The organism is Labrenzia sp. ATLA3 (assembly GCF_057180185.1).
The window spans coordinates 97,284-119,950 of the sequence record NZ_JBXUKV010000012.1 but is presented as its reverse complement, the minus strand read 5'-3'; the positions used below and the strand labels follow the sequence as shown (position 1 = coordinate 119,950).

At 62.6% G+C, this 22,667-nt stretch carries 3 protein-coding genes (1 of these 3 only partly in view); all 3 read left to right on the top strand.

What is annotated here, in order from left to right:
- Position 1: 1 nt before the first annotated feature.
- Tightly spaced (each overlapping or abutting the next), the 3 genes in view from AC2A6O_RS27450 to AC2A6O_RS27440 form a layout consistent with a single transcriptional unit that may run on beyond the window.
- A complete protein-coding gene (locus AC2A6O_RS27450) occupies positions 2-1,651 on the top strand; it encodes an ATP-binding cassette domain-containing protein (protein WP_498931923.1) in 1,650 nt (549 codons plus the stop codon).
- Positions 1,648-4,005, top strand: coding sequence for an ACP S-malonyltransferase (gene fabD / locus AC2A6O_RS27445; protein ID WP_498931921.1), 2,358 nt, complete (start codon positions 1,648-1,650; stop codon positions 4,003-4,005). Before AC2A6O_RS27450 ends, fabD begins: the two co-directional genes overlap by 4 nt.
- Positions 3,995-22,667: the 5' portion of an SDR family NAD(P)-dependent oxidoreductase gene (locus AC2A6O_RS27440; RefSeq protein ID WP_498931919.1), read on the top strand. It continues 2,177 nt past the right edge of the window; only the first 18,673 of its 20,850 coding nucleotides appear in the window; it begins with the start codon at positions 3,995-3,997; the stop codon falls past the right edge of the window. Before fabD ends, AC2A6O_RS27440 begins: the two co-directional genes overlap by 11 nt.

Sequence of the window (22,667 nt, the reverse complement as noted above, 5' to 3'; positions counted from 1 at the left end):
CATGGCCCTTATCGACTTCCTGAAGAGCGCGGACCCGCAGCAACTGCGCCGGATGTGGCTGCTGACCCTTGTGGCAGGTTGTGCCAATGCAGCGTTGATCGTGGTCGTCACCAACGTTGCGGCAACAGTCGCCGGGGCGGGCAGCCCGGGCCCGCTTTCATGGGCGGCATTTTTAGGGGCCTTCGGCATCTACTACCTTGCCAACCAGTTTGCCCTCATCCGCTCCATGACAATCATCGAGGATCTGCTCAACCGGATCCGGCTGGATATTGCGGACAAGCTGCGCAAATCGGAACTTCTTGTCGTCGACAAGCTGGACCGGGGCCGGCTCTACAATCTGGTGGCCAAGGAAACCAACCATCTGTCGGTCACCTTTCCGTTGATCGTCGACGCCGTTCAGCAAATCACTCTGCTTCTGGTCGCTCTTCTCTACCTGCTTTACCTGTCTCCGGCTGCGTTTGTTGTCTTTCTGGCGACCGTTGGTGCCGGTGTCATGGGCTACAAGATCATTGACGGCCGCTACCGTGAAATTCTGCGCCTCGTCGAGCGTATGCAGGCAAAGATGCTCGATGCCATCCTCGACATCATTCATGGCAGCAAGGAACTGCGCATGAACGCGCAGCGCAGCGAAGCCGTCGCTGCAGCCTACCGGAAAAAGTCGATGATTCTGGAGCGCCTTCTGGTGCGGTCGGTCGAGCACTGGGTGTCCCTGATCATGCTGGGCAGCGTGACGATGTTCGCCATGCTCGGTGTCGTCGCCTTCGCCTTTCCCGACTACGTCGCGGGTCACAAGGCGACCATTTTCCAACTGGTTCCCGTTCTTCTGTTCTGCATGGGAACGCTTGGCAAGACGGTTGCCCAGTCGCCCATGTTCATGCGGGCGGAAGTCGGGCTTCAGTCCATCCTGGCGATCGACCGGGAATTGTCGGAAGGCTCTTCCACGACGCCGGACGACGCCCGCAATTATGCCCGTTCCTACGTCGACTTCTCGACCCTCTCGTTCAATGCCATCCGCTTCAGCTACAACGCCAGGGACCCGGAAGCCTATGTCGTCGGACCGCTCAACCTGTCGGTCCATCGCGGCGAGGTGATTTTTCTTGTCGGCGGCAACGGCAGCGGCAAATCAACCGCGCTCCGGATGATGACTGGCCTCTTTCCGGTCCAGTCAGGCTGGATCGGTGTCGACGAGGCGCCGGTCACCGGCAAACTGGTTGCCGGATACCGGGAGCTGATTTCATCTGTCTTCGTCGACTTTCACCTGTTTGACCGGCTCTACGGGCTGGAGGACATCGATCCCGTCCGGGTGAACCGGCTGATTGCCGAAGTGGGACTGGCCGACAAGGTGAGTTTCGCGGACGGGCATTTCGACCGGATCCACCTGTCGACCGGCCAGCGCAAGCGCCTCGCACTCGTTGCTGCCCTGCTCGAAGACCGTCCTATCTGTGTTTTTGATGAATGGTCGGCCGAACAGGACGTCCATTTCCGTGACTACTTCTACAACGTGCTCATTCCCAGGCTCCGGGACGAAGGCAAAACGGTCATTGCGACCACCCATGACGAAAAGTACTGGAAAGTTGCCGACCGAGTGGTCAAGCTGGATCTGGGGAAAATCGAGTGGGTGAAAAGCGGGGCCGAGTTGGAGGCGGAATGAAGGTCTGCATGTTCCCCGGGCAAGGCGCTCAACGTCTTGGAATGGGCCTTGGCATGTTCACCCGGTTCAAGGATCAGGTCGAACAGGCGGATGATATCCTCGGCTACAGCATTGCCGGGCTGTGTCAGGACGGGCCGATCGAAAAACTCAGCCAAACGCAATACACCCAGCCCGCCCTCTACGTCGTCAACAGCCTTCAGTACCTTAGCCATCTCGAAGAGACCGGGGCCAAACCCGACTATCTGCTTGGTCACAGCGTGTCGGAATATGTCGCCCTGTTCGCCGCCGGCGTCCTGGATTTTGCCGACGGACTGCGGTTGGTTGCCAGGCGCGGGGCCCTGATGTCGCGCGCCGAGGGGGGCGGCATGGCGGCTGTCCTGGGGCTGGAGGCGGGTGCCGTCGAAGAATTGCTGCGCGGTGAGGGCATCACCGACATTTTCCCGGCCAACTTCAACACGCCCAAACAGATCGTGGTGTCCGGCCGCCGTCAGGAGGTTGTCGACGCCGAGGCGCTTTTCCTGAAAGCCGGGGCTTCGCACTACAAGGTGCTGCCCGTCAGTGGAGCCTTCCATACACCCTTCATGGAGGACGCCCGGTCGCAATTTGCCGAATTTGTTGCCGCGGTCGCCTTTGCTCCGCAGCAGGTTCCGGTGATTTCAAACGTCACCGCCCGGCCTCACGTGAACGCGGATATTCGCGCGCGCATGATCGAGCAGATCACTGCGCCCGTTCGTTGGAGCGAGAGCCTGCGCTATTTGCTGGCGAAAGGTGTTGCCTTTGCCGACACGGTCGAGATCGGACCCGAAGGCCCCCCGGTTGTCCGGCCGATGTTCAAGAGAACGGAGCTGGAAGCCGGTCCGCTCGGCGCAGCCGATCTTGCCGCCGATCTGCCCCCCGTTGCTCAAGTCTCGCCCGTTGAGCCTGACGAGCCCTCAGCGGAATGCCACGAGCAGGCGCCGGTCAAGCTAAACGGTGCGCGGCACGGCTTTGGCCGGGTAACGATGGAAACGATCGGCTCGCGCTCCTTCTGCGACGTGTTCGGTGTGCGATATCCTTATGTGAGCGGGGCGATGTATCGCGGCATAGCGTCCAGCGACATCGTGATCCGCATGGCAAAGGCCGGTTTGCTCGGGTTCTTCGGGGCGGCTGGACTGCCGCCCGAAGAGATCAAGGCAGAAATCCGGAAGATCCGGTCGTCGATCCCCGCCGGTGCCGCCTTCGGCGTCAACTTCATCGCTCATCTCAACCGGCCGCATCTGGAAGACGTTTTGACCGATGTCCTCCTTGAGGAAGGTGTCAGGATCGTTGAAGCCTCGGCGTTCATGGAGGTTACCCAGGCTCTCGTTCGCTATCGGGCGAAAGGATTGCGACGGGAGAACGGAAAGATCCGGTCGGAAAGCAAGGTCATCGCCAAGGTTTCACGCCCGGATGTCGCTGCACAGTTCCTTGCGCCGGCTCCGCGGTCGGCGGTTGAAAAGCTGCTCCAGAACGGATCCATAACGCACGAAGAAGCGGAGCTTCTGCGGCAGGTGCCGATGGCGGACGCGATCTGTGTCGAGGCGGATTCCGGAGGTCACACGGATCAGGGCATGCCTTTTGCGCTGATCCCTCCGATCCTGAAACTCCGGGACGCGGCGGAGCGGGAATTCGGCTTGTTCGGCCCTCTGTTCGTCGGGGCTGCGGGAGGCGTTGGCACGCCCGAGGCGGCGGCCGCCGTCCTGATTCTGGGTGCGGATTTCATCCTGACCGGCTCGATCAACCAGTGCACGGTCGAAGCGGGCACGAGTGATGCGGTCAAGGACATGCTCGAAGGCATCAATGTCTATGACACCGCCTATGCCCCCTCCGGTGAGATGTTCGAGCTTGGTTCCAAGATCCAGGTTCTGAAGAAAGGCGTGTTCTTTCCGGCCCGCGCGGAAAAGCTTGTCGCTCTTTACCGTCAATATGACGGGCTCGATGCGATCGATTCCAAGCTGCGCAAGCAGATTGAGGAACGCTATTTCGGCCGCAGCTTCGAAGCGGTCTTTGACGAAGTCACGCAGTCTTATCCCGAGGCCGAGATCGAACGCGCCCTGCGCATGCCCAAGCACCGCATGGCCCTCGTCTTCAGGCGTTACTACCGGGACACGACCGACTGGGCCCTGAAGGGGGACACGGCGCACAAGGTTGATTTTCAGGTGCATTGCGGGCCAGCACAGGGCGCCTTCAACCAATGGGTCGAGGGGACGGAACTGCAGTCCTGGCGCAATCGCCATGTCGATACCATCGGCCTGCGCCTGCTTGACGAAACAGCGGAACTGCTGAACCGCCGGCTTTCGGTCCTCATGGGGTGGGGGGCAGCCCATGGCGACTGACGGTACTCGGGAACCGGTTGCAATCATCGGCGTCGGGATGCGCTTGCCGGGCGCCGACAGGCTGGATGATTTCTGGCAGCATCTTGCTGCCGAACGTTGCCTGATATCGGAAGTGCCGACAGAGCGCTGGGATGCGAAAGATCTCATGGGCGATCCGGCAAGGGGCAACAAGACAAACAGCGTCTGGGGCGGCTTCATCGAAAAGGCAGATTGTTTCGATGCCGCCTTTTTCGGAATCTCGCCACGCGAAGCCGCCTGGATGGACCCGCAGCAGCGCTTCGCCCTGGAGATGGCCTGGCACGCGATCGAGAATGCCGGCTACCGGGCCTCGGATCTCGCCGGAAGCCGCACCGGCGTCTATATGGGTGTCTGCCACTGGGACTATGCGGAATTGCTGGAAAAACATCTGGCAAATGTCGATGCCTATACACCGACCGGCATCGCCTTCTCGATCATCGCCAACCGGGTTTCCCACTTCTTCGATTTTCAGGGCCCGAGCATCACCAACGATACGGCCTGCGCAGCGTCGATGACATCGGTCTACGAAGCGGTCCGCGCGCTGCAGGACGGGACCTGCGACCTTGCGCTTGCCGGAGGTGTGAACCTCATCTGGTCACCGAACCATTTCGTTGCCTTTTCCAAGGCCGGCATGTTGTCCAGGGAGGGGCGTAGCAAGGCTTTTGACGACGCAGCGGACGGGTACGTCCGGGGCGAAGGGGGAGCGATCCTGCTCCTGAAACCCCTGTCGAAAGCGCTGGCCGACCGGGATCCCATCCATGCTGTCATTCGGGGCATCGGCATCAATCACGGCGGGCGGACCAATTCGCTGACCGTGACAAATCCGGCGGCCCAGGCGGCGCTGATCAGGCAGGTGCACCGCGAGGCGGGCGCCAGCCCGGAGACGATCGATTATGTCGAGGCGCATGGTCCGGGAACGCCGCTCGGCGATCCGATTGAAATCTCCGGCCTCAAACAGGCTTTCTCGGCGCTGGCCGATGAAAACAACGTGGTCCTCGACCCCGGGACCTGCGGCATCGGCTCGGTGAAAACCAACATCGGCCACCTTGAAGGCGCTGCCGGTGTCGCCGGTATTGTCAAGGTGCTGGCCGCTCTCAGACATGAACGTCTACCGGCGAACTTCGGCTTCAAAGAGACCAATCGGCTGATAGACCTCTCTGGTTCACCATTCCGGATCCAGAAGGAAACGACAGGCTGGCCGCGGCGCGAGGCGCATCCGAGACGCGCCTGTGTCAGTTCCTTCGGCTTCGGTGGCAGCAACGCGCATGTGCTGCTGGAAGAAGCTCCACTCCGCGTGGTCACCTCGAAGCCTGCCAAAGTCCCCCTTGTTGCCGTTCCCCTGTCTGCCGCAAGTGCCGGACAACTGTCGCAATATGCGGTCGAACTCCTCCGTTTCCTGGAACAATGCGATCCGGATACCATTTCCGCGGCCGATATTGCCCGCACGTTTCAGGTGGCAAGAGAACCCATGGAGGCGCGATGCGTCTTCCTGGCCGATGATCTCGCAGGGCTGACCGATCTCCTGCGTCGGTATCTGATCGGGGCGGAGACCGAGGGCTGCGTCCTGCCCGCGGAGATGGCCGGGTCCGAAGATACAAAGGCAGGAGACCTTGTTGATCTGGCTCGGCGCTGGGCGGCGGGGGAGCCTGTCGATTGGCCCGGCGCAGCTGCGAAACAGCTCGGCGACCGCATCCATGCACCGGTCTATCCGTTCGAGCGGCAACGGCACTGGATGGATCTGTCGTTGGGGGCAAAGGACCTTGAGCCCGCGCCCCATCCGCTTCTGCACAGGAACACGTCCGGTTTCGACCGGAGCAGTTTCGAAACACGGCTGACTGGCGATGAATTCGCGCTGGCCGATCATCATGTCGACGGCCGGAAGGTGCTGCCCGGCGTCGCTTGCCTTGAAATGGCACGCGCGGCTGCCGACCTTGCCGGTGGCCTGCAAGCGCCCGCCTTCGCCATCGGCAATGTCGTCTGGTCCAGGCCGATTCTGGTCGGGGATCGGCAGGCGGTCACCGTGGAAACGGTGTTGGAGCGCGGCGAAAGCAGCGAGATCCGGTTCACGATCGGGACAACGGGAGATCGTTTCGAGGAAAGTGGTGACCGGAAGGCGCTGGTGCCCAATGCCAGCGGGATACTCCAGCCCCTGACGCACCCCAGACCGGAACAGGCAGACCTTGAGGCACTGAAAAGCCGGAGCACCGGCACGCTTGAGCCGCAGATCTGCTACGACTGGCTGCGCGCCAGCGGTGTCGATCACGGGCCGGCTTTCAGGGCACTTTCCAAGGTGATGCGCCTGGGCGGCGGCGAGGTGCTTGCGCAGATCAAGTTGCCACGTCGGCTGCTGCCTTCCCTTGAATTCATGCCGCTGCATCCCGTTCTCCTGGACGCAGCTATCCAGGCGTGGGTTGCGACCGGCAGTGAAGCTCCGGCAGGAGCGGCCGTGCCTTTCGCCTGCGGGAACATCGAAGTCCACGGGCAGTGCGAAACCCAAATGTGGGCCCATGTGCGCCTGAAGTCGGGCCAGGCTGCGAACGCGCCGGTTCGCACGCTCGATATCGATCTCCTCGACAAGAACGGGGAGCGGCGGATCGTGATCAGGGATCTTGCGCTCCGGGTGCTGAAACATGCGGCGACAGATCAGGGGGCAAGCGAGACGACTGGACCGCTGGTGATCGCGGACCTGCGCTGGCAGGCAACCCCGCTGCGACTTCGTCAGAAAAAGGGCGAGGACAGGGTTCGTGTGCTTACGGCCTGTTCGCAAGCCGATACCGAGGCCTTGGCCCAGAAAGTGGATTGGCAGGTCGAGACACTGCCCGATGTGTCGGATCTTGAAGACGCCAAGGCAGCCGAAACGCTCTTTGGTTTCCTGCACAAGCTCGTCAGGGAAGCTCTGGAACAGCGTCCGCTGCTGCCCGTCAATTTTCTGGTGCTGACCGAAGGCACTCTTCCGGCGACTGTAACCGCTCCCCTTGCCGTTCTTTTGAAGACCGCTGCGATCGAGAACCCCAAAATTTCCGGTCGGGTGGTCTCTGTCGAGGGGGCAACCACACCGGATCGCCTCCGCGCCATCGTGTCCGCAGAGATCGATGCCGACGACAGTCTTGTCCAGCTGCGATACGATGCCGGGGGCATACGGCGGACCTGGGTGCCGGTCCTTGAGGCGGCCGGGTCTGCGAGACAAAAGTTTGCCCTCGATCCGGACGGTGTCTACTGGGTCACTGGTGGTCTGGGCGGGCTCGGGCGGCTCTTCGCCGAATGGCTGGTCTCCAAGGGCGCGCGGAAGCTGGTGCTTACCGGTCGGCGCAAGAGAACCGACCGAGACACCAAGGCGTGGATGAAGGTGCTGGGGGAATCCGGCGCCCAGGCGATCTATCGGCCCTGTGACCTTGCGAAGACCGCCGATGCTGAGACGCTTGCAGAAAAGATCCAGAAAGAACTCGGACCACTGAAAGGCATCATCCATGCCGCCGGCGTCCTGGATGACGGCTATATCCTGACCCAGGACCCGAAACGCGCGGCTGGCGTTTTTGCACCCAAGGTCGCCGGAACCGTCAATCTGGATCGGGCGACAAAGGACGCCCCGCTGGACTTCCTGGTTTTCTGTTCGTCGATTGCTTCCGTCTTCGGAACTGCCGGGCAGGCTGTCTATTCCGGCGCAAATGCCTTCCTGGACGCCTTTGCCGAGGAGCGTACTGCCGAAGTCGCCGCGGGCAATCGGCAGGGACGGACAGTTGCCGTTGCCTGGCCGCTATGGGCCGAAGGAGGCATGTCTGCCGATGCAGCGACAATCGAAAGTCTGCGTCGCCGTCTTGGGCTGACGCCGCTGCCAAGCGACGCGGGACTTGCCGCGCTCGAGGCAATACTTTCGAGGAAGGGCGCGCCCTGTTGCACTGTGCTTCACGGCGACCTGGAAAGGGTCGGGGAGGTCTTGCTGGAGGTCGGGCAGACCAGCCCGGTAAAAACAAACCAGGCGCAGCCAAGCCCTGCGCCGTCGGCGTCTGCCTCAGCCTCTGTCTCTGGCACCACCTCCGGGACGGCGGGCCTCGACGATGCGGCGCTGCTGTCGAAGACCATCGACCATGTCCGTGCAATCCTCGCAGATGTGCTGGAAATGGATGCCGCTCGCATACGTGCAAACCGGAAGCTTGAGGAGTACGGCCTCGATTCCATCGCGATTGTCGAGAGCACCAACCGACTGGAAGAGACGCTCGGGCCCCTGTCGAAGACGCTGTTTTTTGAATATGTCGATCTGGAAGGTGTCGCGGGGCATATTGTGTCCGAGCATGGCGACGCGCTGAGGGCGCTGTTCGCCGAGGAGCACCCCTCAGAACCTGAACAGGCCGAGACGAGGCAAATGGCGGCCGGGTCCAGCCGGTCTGCCGCTGATGTCCGTTCGTCTGCACCAGTGAGCGATATGCAGGAGGCCCGGTCCCCCGCGGTTGAAATGGACGCGCGGCACGATATCGCGATCGTCGGCCTGTCGCTGCATGTGTCCAACGCCAGCACGCAGGACGCGTTCTGGAAGATGCTGTCGGAGGGCGTTCACGGCTTCGAGCCGGTGCCTGCCGAGCGCTGGAACAACGGCGCACTTCATCACCCTGAAAGGGATGTCCTGGGCAAGACGGTGGTCAGGACCGGGGCCTTCCTTCCCGATATCGACAAGTTCGACCCGCGCTATTTCCGCATCTCCCAGGCCGAAGCGGAGCTTATGTCGCCGGAGGTTCGTCTGGTTCTTCAGGCAAGCGTCGAAGCCTTCGAGGATGCGGGTTATTCCAGGGAAACGATGGCGCGGCGCTACGGCGGCGATGTCGCCGTGATCGTCGGTTCCATGACCAACGAATATGACCTTTACGGCTTCCAGAACATGCTGATGCGCGGGGCGCTGGCAAGCGGAAGCTACACGGGCACCGTGCCCAACATGGTGTCGTATTTCTATGGTTTCACGGGGCCATCCTATTTCTTGGACACCATGTGTTCGGCCTCCTCGACCTGCGTGCATGAAGCGGTGCATATGCTGCGGGCCGGGCGATGCAAGATGGCGCTTGCCGGCGGGGTCAGCCTGTTGCTGCACCCGCAGAAGCTGATCGCCACGTCCCAGGAGCATTTCACGTCCAAATCCGCAGACGTCATTCGCGGCTACGGCCTCGGCGCGGAGGGCACGATCCTGGGCGAAGGCGTCGGAGCGCTGGTGCTGAAATCGCTTGCCGACGCGGAGCGCGACGGAGACCATATTTACGGGGTCATCAAGGGCTCGGGGATCAGCAACGCCGGGGTGCGCAACGGGTTTACCGTGCCCAATCCGAACCAGCAGGCCGTTGCCATCGAGCGTGCCCTGGAAGACGCGGACATCACTCCGCAAACCATCGGCTATGTCGAGGGCCACGGTTCCGGAACGGCGCTGGGAGACCCGATCGAGGTCAAGGCGCTGACCCAGGTCTTCCGGAAATACACCGACGCGGTCGAGAGCTGCCCGATAGGGACGGTGAAAAGCAATGTCGCCCATCTGCTCGGCGCGTCCGGGCTGGCCGGCATCGTAAAGGTGCTGGCACAGCTCAAGCATGGGCAGCTTGCGCCCTCGCTCCATGCCGAAACGCTCAACCCGGACATCCCGTTCAAGACCTCGCCTTTCTACGTTCAGCGCGAACTTTCGCCCTGGAAGCGGCTGACGGATGAAACGGGAGCGGAGCTACCGCGCAGGGCCGGAGTGACCTCCATCGGCGCCGGTGGCATGAATTCCCATATCATCATCGAGGAACACCGGTCCGTCGAACCGGAGACCCTGCCGGCGCAGCCCGAACTTCTGACCTTCTCCGCGATGACGCCGGACCGGCTGAGGTCCGTGCTTGCGGCCTTCAGAGCTTTCCTGCACGGCCAGCCGCAGGCACGCCTCGCCGACGTCGCCTACACGCTCCAGGTCGGCAAGAACGAGCTGACGTCGCGCCTGACGCTGGTCGCTCGGGACAGGGAAGAGGTCTTGTCGGCGCTTGATGCCTTCCTCGCGGATGGCAGTGTGTCGACCGGCATGGTTTATGTCCCCTCCATTCTGGATGTCGATCCGCCGCAGGACAGGGAGGCGTTGAAGGCCGACTGTGCCGCCCGTCATCTCGAGCGTGTCGGGGAGGCCTGGTGCCATGGCGCGGATATCGACTGGGATAGCGTCAACGAAGGACGCGACCTGCGCCGCGTTGCCCTGCCGGCCTATCCGTTCGAGAAGATCCGCTGCTGGTACCAGGAAGAGCCGGATGCTCCTTCCGTCGTCAATCCGATCGGGGCCCGCTCGAAGATCCATCCCTTCATCGGCCTCAACTGTTCGGACGTGACGGGCCTGCGATACAGGACCGCGATCCATCTGAAGGAATTGCGCGACTACATCTATCTGGACGGCGGGCGCGAAACTATCCTGCCGATCGTTGCCGTCGACATCGCCTCTGCCGCCGCACGGATTGCAGGGATTGTCGACCGCCCCAGTGTGAGCGGCTTGCGCCTGAAGACCAACCCGGTCTGGACTGAGGTTGGCGAACTTGAAATCGAAGTGCATCCGGACCCGGCAGGCACGCGCCATGTCATCAGCATCGCCTGCGTTCTGGTCAGCGGAAAGCGCCTGGATTGGCTCCAGGCCTGTGTTTGCGACGCCAAGTTTGCCGATGGGGCGTCCGTCGACCTTGATGCCTTGCGCGCAGCGGCGTCCGAGAGGCTCGACCAGGCGGCGGTCTATGCGCAATTCAAGGAACGACGCCTCGCCTTCGGCCCTTATCTGGAGAGCGTCCAGCAACTCTGGCGTCTGCCGGACGCAGCCTTGCTGTGCCACCTGCGCGAAGACCCGCCGCAGCAGGATTTCTTCAAGAAGAATACCTCGTACCCGGCGCCCGTCCTGGGGGCCGTCTACCAGTGTCTGCTCCTTGCCGATGAGAGCCAGGGCGAACTGCTCGATGCAATAGACGCCGCCTCGTTCACGGGCGGAGACGTTCGTCATCTGCTGTGCCTTCCGGAAGGGGCTGGCTCCTACAGCGTCCAGTTGCTTGATCGGGAGGGGATTGTTCTGGGGCTTCTTTCCGGCCTTGCGACGACCAGCGGAACCGCGCCGGCCCGGGCCGTGGTAGAAGGACGGGAGATCGAGGCCACTCAACCTGCGCATGCCCGGCTTCGGCTTCAGGACGAATTAAGAGCGAAGGCCGCGGGGATCCTGAAGTTCGAGGCGTCAGATCTCGGGGCCCGGGAAGCCTTCCATGACCTCGGCTTCGATTCCATCTCGCTGACGCGCTATGCCAACGAAATCAGTGCCGCCTATGGCATTGATCTGTCACCGGCGATCTTCTTCGAATGCGAGCATATCGAGGCGCTGGCAGAGCACCTTGTGAACCGGTACGCGGTGAAATCGTCCGACCCGCAAAAAGAGGCGGTGCCGGTTTCCGCGATAGCGGCGCGGTCCCCGCAAGACGTGGTGACGTCTGGAAAGACAGCGGTATTTCGAACCTCAACAAAGCAAAAGGGCAACGAAGGGACCTCCGTCGACCGGATCGCCATTATCGGCATGGCAGGCCGGTTCCCCAGGAGCCCGGATGTCGAAACCTTCTTCGATCATCTGCTGGCCGGACGGGATCTCACCGGCGACCTGCCGCTGGATCGGTATTCCCCGGTTTACGCCGACCGTCTTCGCAGCGCCGGTTTCGCCCTGAGGGGTGGCTTCCTGGAGGATATTGACCGGTTCGACGCCGCCTTCTTCAAGGTCTCGCCGGTTGAGGCTGAAAGGATGGATCCGCAGCAGCGGCTGCTCCTGGAATCGGCCTGGCGGACGTTCGAGGGTGCCGGTTACGCACCGGAGGAGTTGCCACGTGACACGGGTGTCTTCATCGGCATCACGTCTCTTGATTACGCGGAGCTATGGCGTGCCGAAGGCTTGGCGACGGATGGGTATGTCGCCACCGGCAACTCGCTGGCGATGGCCGCGAACCGCCTGTCGCATCAGTTCAACCTGAATGGCCCGAGCCAGGCAATCGACACGGCCTGTTCAAGTTCGCTCATCGCGATGCTGCGCGCCCGCGACGCGCTCCTGTCGGGTAAATGCTCCATGGCGCTCGTCGGGGGGGTGAATCTTTGCCTCTCGCTGGAAAGCTTCGAGGGGCCGCACCAGGCCGGAATGCTGTCGCCGACAGGCCGTTGTCATGCCTTTGGCAAGGCTGCGGACGGGTATGCACGAGGCGAAGGCGTTGCGACGCTGCTGATGAAGCGGCTGGACCAAGCCGAGCGCGACGGAGACGACATCCTCGGCGTGATCGCAGGGGGCGCTGAAAACCACGGCGGCCGGTCGGGGGCGCTGACGGCTCCGAACGTCAAGGCGCAGGCCCGCCTGATCGTGGAGGCGATGACCGGGATCGATCCGGAAACCCTGAGTTATATCGAAGCGCATGGCACGGGAACGGAGCTCGGCGATCCGATCGAGGTCAATGGACTTCGCCGGGCCTATACGGAGATGCTGGGACAAGGCACATCCACCGGACAGACGATCAACCTGGGCACGGTCAAGTCCAATGCGGGTCATCTGGAGGCGGCTGCCGGCATGGCGGGGGTCGTCAAGGTGCTGATGGCGATGCGGCGGGGAGAGCTGCCGCCGACGCTGGAGAGCGAGCCGCTCAATCCGCATGTCGAGCTTGAAGGCAGCCCGTTCCGCATCCTGACAGCCCGGACGCCCTGGCCGGCGGACGTTCACGGAACACCGAGGCGGGCTGGCGTCAGCAGTTTTGGCTTCGGTGGAGCCAACGCCCATGTTGTCCTGGAAAGCTACGACAAGCCGTCGGGCGCTGTCAGGAAACCGCTTGCGCCCCGGCGGTTTGCCGAGGACCGTTTCTGGTTGCCAGGCGTGCAGCCAAAGCCCGCAGAGCGGGACTGCATGCTCTTCGCCTCGGATTGGGTCGCCGCCGAAGCAAAAGGGGAACCATTTCCGGGCCGGCGTATCGTTGTCGCCTGCGGTGTGATTGTCGGGGAAACCGCAAGCGCCGAGACGGTTCATCCGGTGTTGTCAGGTGAGGGGATTGCGGGAAAATACGAGAGGTCTGCCCGGCAGCTTCTCGATCTGGTTCGGCGCGAAATGGCGTTGCCGGGGCACGATCGGGTTCTCATTCAACTCGCTGTTCCTGCCAAAGGGGATGGCAACCTCTATGCGGGGCTGGGTGGCCTGCTTCAGACCGCTTCCCAGGAAGACCCCCGGATCAGGACGCAGGTCGTCGAAATTCCTGAAGAGGCGGACCCTGCGCAGGTGGCTGGTTGGCTGGCGCAGGAGAGCATTGCTGGTGGAGACAGCCATGTCCGCTATGTCGACGGGCAGAGAAACGTCCGCGTCTGGAAGGAACTCACCAAGAAACCCTCCGCACCACTCTGGCGCGACCACGGCGTCTACCTGATCGCCGGCGGCATGGGCGGTATCGGGCGGATCCTTGCGGAGCACATCGCAGGCACGGTCAGGAGCGCCGTGCTGGTCCTGACGGGGTCCAGACCGCTTGACGTCGAGCGCTCGGCCTTTCTTGGTGTGTTGCGTGAACTAGGCGCGGTCACCGCTTACCGGCAGGTAGACCTTGGCGACCCCGAAGCGGTCAAGGCCGCTGTCGATCACATCGTCGAAGTGCACGGACATCTGGACGGTGTTTTCCATTCGGCCGGCGTTCTGCGCGACAGCTTTATCGCCACCAAGACCCATGGCGATCTGTCCGCGGTTCTCAAGCCGAAGGTTTGCGGTGCATTGGCCTTGCGGGATGCCTGCGCCGGTCTCGATCTTGAGTCCTTCGTGCTCTTTTCCTCCCTCGCGGGTCCGTTCGGCAATCCGGGCCAGGTGGATTATGCGGCGGCAAACGGGTTTCTGGATGCGCTCGCCCGCTCTTCCTGCGGGTCGATAATGTCGATCAACTGGCCGCTCTGGGACGAGGGCGGCATGCGTGTCGACGATCCCACCAGGGAAGCCCTGTTTCGCCGAATGGGTCAGCAGCCCCTGGGAACTGCAGCCGGGCTTGAGGCTCTTGACCGATGCCTGGCGAACAAGGCCGAGCAAACCGCCGTTGTTGCCGGGGATGTGGATCGCATCCGCGCCTTCTTCGCCAAAGGGCAAGTGGATCGGAATGGAGCACCCGCCATAGCGTACGCCGGGACCCATGCGTCAAGGGTATCTCCGGCCGTATCCCGGGTGACGGCAGAGCCCGTGCTGGTCGAAAAGACCAGATCGCTGCTGAGAACGCTCCTTGCGAAGGTCAGCGGTCTTTCCGCCGCGCAGATCGACCCCCGGACGCCGCTGGAAGACTACGGCATCGACTCGCTGATGATCACCAAGCTCAACAACGAGCTTGGCAATGTATTCGAGGCGCTGCCGAAGACCCTGTTCTTCAGACATCGCACGCTCGCCGCAGTCGTCGACTATCTTGTCGATGCCCAACCGGCGGCCTGCGCAAGCTGGGCGGGCGTAGAAACCGAGACCCTGGAACCGGCACCCGTTTTAGCCGTTGCCAAGGAAACATCCGGCCGCGGCGGATCGCAGCCCTCCGAAGCGGAACCGATTGCCATTATCGGCATGAGCGGCGTCTATCCCGACGCGCCCGACCTCGACACCTTCTGGGAAAATCTTCTTGCCGGGCATAATGCGGTCAGAGAGATACCGGCAGACCGCTGGTCCCTGGACGGTTTTTTCGAACCGGACCCGGATAAGGCGGCCGCCGAGGGCAAAAGCTATTCCAGATGGGGAGCGTTCCTGGAAGGCTTTGCGGATTTCGATCCGCTGTTCTTCAAACTGTCCCCGCGCGATGCCGCTGCCATGGATCCCCAGGAGAGGCTGTTCCTGACGAGCGCCTGGCATGCCCTGGAAGATGCCGGTTACACGCGCGCGCGGCTCAAGAAAACTGCCGGCAGCGACCATGGCGGCGCCCGCGTCGGCGTCTTCGCCGGCGTGACCAAGACCGGTTACTCCCTCCATGGCCCCTTCGCCGCGCAAGGCGGGGCGACAGTGCGCCCGACGACGTCCTTTGCCGGAATCGCCAATCGCGTATCGCATGTCCTGGATCTTTCAGGTCCCAGCCAGCCGGTCGACACGATGTGCTCGTCGTCGCTTACCGCCCTCCACGAAGCCTGCGAGCATCTGCGCAGGGGCAGTTGCTCCATGGCGCTTGCGGGCGGGGTCAATCTCTACCTGCATCCTTCAAACTACGTCGAGTTGAGCGCTGCCCACATGCTGAGCCCTTCGGGACGCTGCAGCAGTTTTGGCGAGGGGGCGAACGGCTTTGTTCCGGGCGAAGGCTCCGGGTGTCTCGTGCTCAAGCCGCTGTCGCGCGCGCTTGCCGACGGAGACCGGATCCACGCTCTTATCCGGGGCAGCGCGGTCAATCACGGCGGACGAACCAACGGCTATACAGTCCCCAATCCAGATGCGCAGAGGGATGTCGTCCGCAGCGCACTGGAGCAGGCCGGTCTCAGTGCCAGGGACATCGGTTATATCGAAGCCCATGGGACCGGAACAAATCTCGGAGATCCGATCGAGGTCGATGGATTGGTCCAGGCCTTTGGGGCCGATACCAGCGACGAAAGGTTCTGTGCGCTCGGTTCGGTGAAATCCGCCATCGGACACCTGGAAGCGGCGGCCGGTATCGCGGGACTGACCAAGGTCGTTCTGCAGATGAAGCACCGCACCCTCGTGCCGACCCTTCATGCGGACCGGACCAATCCGAACATCGATTTCGATGGCACGCCCTTTTCCCTGCAACGCCAGGCAGGCCGCTGGTTGTCTTCGGGCCCCCGATTTGCCGGGGTCTCGTCCTTCGGCGCGGGCGGTGCCAATGCTCATGTGGTGCTGGAAGAATGGCGCGACCCCGCAGAGGAGAACACCGGCAGATCAGGCGAAGCCGAGCGGGAAATCGTTCTGCTGTCGGCACGCAGTGACGAGCAGCTGAAGGAAAGCGCGCTGCGTCTGCGGTCCTTCCTTCGCAAGGACGGCTCTGGTGGTGCCCGTCACCCGCTTGACCCTGCTGAACTCATCCGGAACATCTGCGAAAAGCTTGGGGCCCTGCTGGACGTCGGTTCCGATGCAATCGATCCGGACGAGAGCTTCGATACGCTCGGTCTGGACGCGTCGCACATTCCTGCTCTGCAAAAGTGGTGTCAGGAAGGCTTCGGCTATTCGCCGAGCCCGGCCGAACTGGATATGGCCGGATCGGTCAAGGGCCTCTCTGATCTTGTGCAGGCGAACGCAGCTGACGGCGCAGCATCCACGAGCCCCGCGCGGAGCCTTGGTGACATCGCCTATACGTTACAGGTCGGCCGTGAGCCGATGGAGTGCCGTCTCGGGCTCCTGGTGACGTCCATCCAGGAGCTGGAGACGGCTCTGGATGCTTGGCTTGCCGGCAAGGAAAGCCCGGTCCCGGTTCTGGCAAGTCAGGCTTATGACAGGCGAGGCGCGCTGGCGGGGCTTGCCGAAGATGAGGTCATTCAGGAGGTTGCGGAGAGGGCGTGGCAGACCGGCCGCTCCGAAACCATATTGCGGCTCTGGGTCGAGGGAGTGGACATCAACTGGGCAGACCTGCGTCTGGATAAGCCTGGTCGCATCATCTCGCTGCCAACCTATCCGTTTGAGAAAAACCGGTACTGGCTCCCGGCCGACAAGCTGGCTGTACAGGCCGGAGCAACGCTTCAGATCACCGAAGACAGTTCGAGCGGGATGCGGCAGCTTGTGGAAGCAAGGCGTGGCGATACGGACCTGCTCGGCACTGCCCGGACCGTTGACACCGCGGTAGCGTCCGTTCTTCAGGCCATTTTGCGGGATCTGCCGGAAGCAGACGTGATCCCGGCCTACCGGCCCTGGCTTGAGGCTGCGAATGCGCTGGTGTCGATGGAAGCGGTCACGCATCGCCAGTCCCTGGCCGAGGCCTGGTCGACCTGGGCGAGACTTGAGCGGGACGGCGCATCGCCGGCGCAGATGGCGCTCGCGGAAACAGCCTTGAAGGCCCTGCCGGAGATCCTGACAGGCAAGCGCCGAGCGACCGATGTTCTTTTTCCGGAAGGGCGACAGACGCTGGTGGAAGCGGTCTACAAGGAAAACCGGATCGCAGAACGCTTCAGTCAGACCGTGGCAGACGCAGCCGCACGACATGCCGCCGCCTGGGATGCATCGGTGCGCAAGCTGAACATTCTTGAAATCGGGGCAGGTACAGGCGGCACCAGCGAGCCGGTGTTCGAGGCCCTGCGTCCTTACTTCGACCGGATCGGCGTCTACACCTACACGGATGTTTCTCGGGCATTCCTGATCCATGCCGAGCGAAGCTACGCCAGCAGCGTTCCCTTTCTGAAGACGGCGCTTTTCGATATCGAGAAGCCGCTTGAAGGGCAGGGCATTGCGCGGGGAAACAATGATCTCGTCATTGCGGCAAACGTTCTGCACGCGACGGCGGACATTGTCTCCACCCTTGCCCGGGTCCGCGAAACGATGGCGCCCGGCGGGATGCTGCTGCTGAACGAGACCAGCAAGCCGACATTCTTCACCCATGTGACCTTCGGCCTGCTGGATGGCTGGTGGCGGTTCACCGATGCCGACCGGCGCATTCCCGGGTCGCCGTCGCTGACGGCGGAGCAATGGCGCAGGGCACTGGAGGACAGCGGCTTTGACTGGGTTGTCGGATCCGGAGAAGCCGAGCAGGACCTCGGTCAGCAGATCATTGTCGCGAAAGCGCGCGCCGAACTGTCGCAAGCCGCTACTGCCACTCCGGCCGGGGCGAACGTATCCTCGGACAGGCAGCCCCTGCGCCAAGTTATTCTGCAGGCACTGGGCGAAACGCTCAATATCGCGCCGGCGACGATCGATCTGGAGAAAAGCTTTGCGGACTACGGACTGGATTCGATCCTGGGGGCCGAATTCAGCCACCGGCTGCGAAAGATGCTGGGGATCGAATTCAGCCAGACAGACCTCTTCGATTTTGCCAGCGTCGCGAAACTTGAAGAACATCTGAAGACCCTTCACCCGCAGCCTGCCCACCCGGGCGCAGACGCTTTCCCCGATCCTGCGGATGCAAGCGTGACGCCGACAACCGCCCGGAGCGGCGGTCAGGAAGCACCCGCGATGAATGACCGGGGACGCGAACCGATCGCGATCATCGGGGCCAGCGGGCGCTTTGCAGGGTCGGATACTCTCCATGCCCTGTGGACCCATCTCAGCGCGGGCCGTGACCTTGTCGAGCCAGTCAGCCGCTTCGACCTCGCGCGCTTCTACGAGGACGTCGATCACGCCACATACGGCAAGCACGGCAGCTTCCTGGACGATGTCGCTTGTTTCGACCCGGTCTTCTTCGGCATTTCCGGCGTCGAGGCCACCTACATGGATCCGCAGCAGCGGCTGTTCCTTGAAGAAGCCTGGCGAACGCTGGAAGCTGCCGGACACGCCGGTGAAGATGTGGTCGGTAGCCGCTGCGGGGTCTTTGTTGGCTGCGCTCACGGGGACTATCAGGAGCTGTTCACGAAGCAGCCACCGGGTCAGGCCTTCTGGGGCAACACGACATCGCTCATTCCGGCGCGGATTTCCTATTGGCTTGATTTGAAAGGCCCGGCTGTCGCCATCGATACGGCTTGTTCAAGCTCGCTCGTCGCCCTGCACACGGCCTGTCAGAGTATCCGGAATGGCGAATGCGACATGGCACTTGCGGGCGGTGTCTTCGTCCAATGTTCGACGCGTTTCTTCCGCTATGCCAACGCCGCCCAAATGCTTTCCCCTTCCGGACGCTGCGCGGCCTTTGGTGAAGGTGCCGACGGAATCGTTCCGGGAGAAGCGGTCGGAGCTGTACTTCTACGGCCGCTTGCCGATGCCATCGCGGACGGCGACACCATTCTCGGTGTCATTCGCGCCTCAGGCACCAACCAGGATGGCACCACCAACGGTATCACGGCCCCGAGCGCAGCGTCGCAGGAACGGTTGATACGGCAGGTATACGAGGATCACGGCATCGATTTCGGGAGCATCGACTATGTCGAAGCCCACGGCACGGGCACGGTGCTTGGCGATCCGATCGAACATGCCGCCCTTGTTCGGGCCTTTAGCGATGTGAGCGAGCGGGACATCTTTCTTGGCTCGGTAAAGTCGAATATCGGCCACGCAACCACGGCGGCTGGTTTTGCGGGCCTGGCCAAGGTCCTTTTGAGCCTTCGGGAAAAGACCATTCCGCCGACGCTGCATTTCGGGAAGGGCAATGCGGCCATCGATTTCGGCAAGGGGCCGTTCAAGGTCAACAAAGGCTGCGTCCCGTGGCCGTCGCGGCCGGAGGGACAGCGCCGTGCGGCCATCAGTTCCTTCGGCTTCAGCGGCACCAACGCCCATGTGGTGATTGAGGAGGGCCCCACACCCGATGTGCATCGCGAACCAGCCTCCAGTCAGCTGTTCGTGCTGTCGGCTCGCACACCTGAACAACTCAGGGAGCTGGCGGGGAACCTTGCAGGCCATATCGAGGAGCACCCGGAGCTGCTTGCCGAAGACGTCTCATTTACTCTGATTGCGGGCCGGCGTGCTCTATCGCACAGGCTCTTCCTTGTAACTGACAGTCTTCAGACGGCAAGCGCTGCGATCAGGGCCTGGCTCGCGGGGGATGCGGACTCGGGTGTCGAAGTGCGTGAGATGACAGGGGAGCGCGGTGGCGAAGCTGAGGGTTCAGCGCCTCCGCAGGCGCTGGATGGCAAACAGCGAACGGCAGACCTGACAGCCCTCGGACGGCAGTTCCTTGCAGGCGCGCGGCTCGATCCCGAACAGCTTTTCACCCGGCCACGCCGCCGCGTGCCGCTGCCTGTCTATCCTTTTGCCAGTAAACGCTATTGGGTCGATACGGAAAGACCGCAGAGGCAGCCGGTTGCCGAAACAGGCGCCGAGGTTGCCAAATCACAACAACCCCAATCGCAGCCACCGGCATTGCCGGAAACATCTGAGCGTCAGGCCAGTGACAGGGTAAGGCTCTCCCGGCCTGCCGCGATGTCTCTGCGCTCAGCCGATGCCGTGGTTTCGGAAAAGATTGTTCTGTCACCGCTCGTCCCCACGTCTTTGAAAGAGGACCCGACCGGGCGTGTGGAGCGCCGTGCGGACACTGATGGCGTTCGCGTTCTGGAGCTCTCGGGGGACTGGTGCAAAGCGCTTTCGAGCGGTCTGACGCGAGAGCTGGAGGCCGCAAGCGCGGATGAGACAGTTCGTGTGGTCGTCCTGGCTGGCGAGAGAGCGTGGCAAGCGGGGGCCGGGACGGTGAGCGATTTCGATCCCGAATGTGTCGTGAATTGCGCGCTGCCGGTGATTGCTGCAGTCCGTGGCGGGGCGAACGGGCAGGCAGCAGGCCTTGCTCTCCTGAGTGATTTCGTTGTCGTGGAAACCACTGGTCAGCTGATCGGTTTTCCGGTGCCGGCGAGCAAGCTCGCAAAGCATCTCTGCGACCGGCGGCTTGCACCGGAAAACAGCCTACTGCGCGTTCCCGCAAGCGAGGTCGAAGATGCGGCCATGGCCCTTGCGCGGGAGATCGCGGAAGGACCGCGCGAGGCGCTTTCACTGCTCAAGCGCCACATGCGCCAAGACCTGCCGCTGCTTCTGGCCGACCTGAAACCCGATCAAAAGGCACCCGGCTTGCCGGAAGGGCTGCCAGTAGAACCGACGCGGGCGTCCCGAAACGTTCCTCTCAAATCGGACGTGATGCGTCTGGAGCTGTTTGACGACGGTGTCGTGCTGGTCACGATGGACGAGCGGGCGAACCGCAACATGTTCACGCCGGCCTTTATGGACGGACTTGAGGAAGCCTTTGCAAAGATATCCGAGCTTACCGACGCAAGGGTCGTGGTCCTGACAGGTCATGACAACTATTTCGCCTGCGGCGGCACCAGGGACGGCCTTGCCGACCTGCAAAAGGGCGGGAGCCGGTTCACCGACCGGCGGATCTATTCCTTGCCGCTAGAGTGTGAGCTGCCGGTAGTCGCTGCAATGCAGGGGCATGGCATCGGGGCCGGCTGGTCGCTTGGCATGTATTGCGATCACGTCATCCTCGCGGCTGAAGGCCTCTATCACAGCAACTATCTCTGGTACGGCTTTACACCGGGCGCCGGAGCAACCCTGATCTTCCCGCATCGCCTCGGCGACGAGCTTGGGCGCGAAATCCTCTTCAGCGCTCGTCAGTACCGCGGACGCGACCTGGGTGACAGGTCTGCGCGTCTCACCGTGCGCCCGGCTCGGCAGGTCCTGGAGACCGCCCTCACGGCAGCGCATGAGCTCGCACGCGAAAGCCGGGAGAGCCTCATCGCCGCCAAGGAAAAGGCAGTGCTTCTTCTGCGGGGCCGGCTCGACATGGTGCTGGAACGCGAACTGGCGATGCATGAAAAGACTTTCATCGGCAACGACGCGGTCCGCCAACGCATCGCGGAAAAATTTGGCGAGGACACCGGAGTGCCCGAACTTGAAAAAGACGGGGTGGTTGCGCCTGTCGACGCCACCGCTCTTCAAGCCGATCTCGTTAGGTCGCTAGCCGAGGACCTGATGATCGATGTCGCGGACATTCGTCTGGAAGACAGTTTCCTCGACCTCGGTCTCGATTCCATTCTGGCGGTCACGTGGATCCGGAAACTCAATGCGCTCTTCGAAATCGATCTGCCTGCGACGGTCATTTATGCGCACCCGACGGTGAAGGCCCTGATCACCCACGTGGCATCCCTTGCCGGTGTTCGACGCGACAGCATCCCCTCAGTCCAAGCCCGGCAAGCGACGAAGCCTCCGGAGAGTGGGAAAGCCGATGCGAAAGACGCCGCCGTTCAGGAGGAACTGCGAGCCGAGATCGTTGCGTCTCTCGCCGAAAACCTCATGCTGGATCCGGCCGATATCACCGACAGTGCCGGGTTCCTGGACCTCGGCCTCGATTCAATCCTGGCGGTGACCTGGATCCGTAACCTGAACGAGCGCTACGAAATCAGCCTGCCGGCAACCGCGGTCTATGCGCATCCGACCGTCGGTGCGCTGGTCAGGCATGTCTGTGAACTTGTGCCGGCTGCGGAGATGCCTGAACCTGTTGCCGCGCCGACGTTCCCGGAAGCGGAGGACCGTCCCGTTCCCCGTTCCGCATCTGCGGTCCACGTGGCAGAGACCATCCATTCCGGTGCGGACTTGGCCGAGGATCGATTGGAGGCAATTGCGATAGTCGGAGCATCGGGCAAATTCCCGAAGGCGGAGGACCTTGCCGCGTTCTGGCGAAACATCGCCCAAGGCCGTGATTGCATAGAAGAAGTGCCCGGGTCGCGCTGGGACATCGGCCGCTATTTCGATCCCGATCCCCAGGCCCCGGGCAAGACCTACTGCAAGTGGATGGGCGCGCTTGACGATGTTGCAGCCTTCGATGCGCGTTTCTTCAACATAACGCCGCTGGAAGCGGAGCTTATGGATCCACAGCAGCGCCTTTTCCTGGAAACGGCCTGGCATGCGATCGAGGATGCGGCGATCAATCCGTCGAGCCTCTCCGGCAAGCGCTTCGGCGTCTATGTTGCCTCCGGTCCGAGCGGATACGAAGACCTGATCGACCAGCGCAATACCTACAGCCTGCTTGGCAGTTCCGGATCAATCCTGGCGGCCCGCATATCCTATCTGTTGGACCTGCGCGGCCCGTGTCTTTCCATCGACA